Consider the following 530-nt stretch of genomic DNA (forward strand, 5'->3'; position numbering starts at 1 on the left):
GACTCCCGCACCGGCAAACGCAAGGGCCGCAAGGTCGGCGCTCCCAGGTTCAAGAAGCGGACACACCGCCAGTCCGCCCGGTTCACCCGCAACGCCGGGTTCGCAGTCCTCGAGCCGGGCGGCGGTATCGGGCTGGTGCGCCTGCCGAAGATCGGGCGGATCCGGTATGAGACATCGCGACCGTTGCCGGCGGATCCGTCGAGCGTGACGGTGATCCGCGAGGCCGACGGCCGCTACTATGTGTCCTTCGTCGTCGACGAACCCGTGCCCGCTGCGCTGGTGCCCTCACCGGTGCCGACCCGATGCGCGGGCATCGACGTCGGACTCGAGTCGGTCGCGGCGATCGTTTACGACGATGGGACCCGCGAGAAGATTGCCAATCCCCGCTGGTTGCGGTCGAAGGAACGTCGGCTGGTCCGCGCCCAACGGGCTTACTCGCGCACCATGAAAGGATCGAAGAATCGGGACAAGGCCCGCCGAAAGGTTGCCGCGGCGCACCGGAAGGTGCGCGAGACGCGGTTGGATCATCA

At 67.7% G+C, this 530-nt stretch carries 1 protein-coding gene; it reads left to right on the forward strand.

Features of this window, described 5'->3' with window-relative positions:
• Positions 1-530 (forward strand): RNA-guided endonuclease TnpB family protein (locus HCA61_RS25875; RefSeq protein ID WP_169691058.1); only part of this gene is annotated, 530 nt, incomplete at both ends.

The organism is Rhodococcus sp. HNM0563, from assembly GCF_012726195.1.
GTDB lineage: Bacteria > Actinomycetota > Actinomycetes > Mycobacteriales > Mycobacteriaceae > Rhodococcus.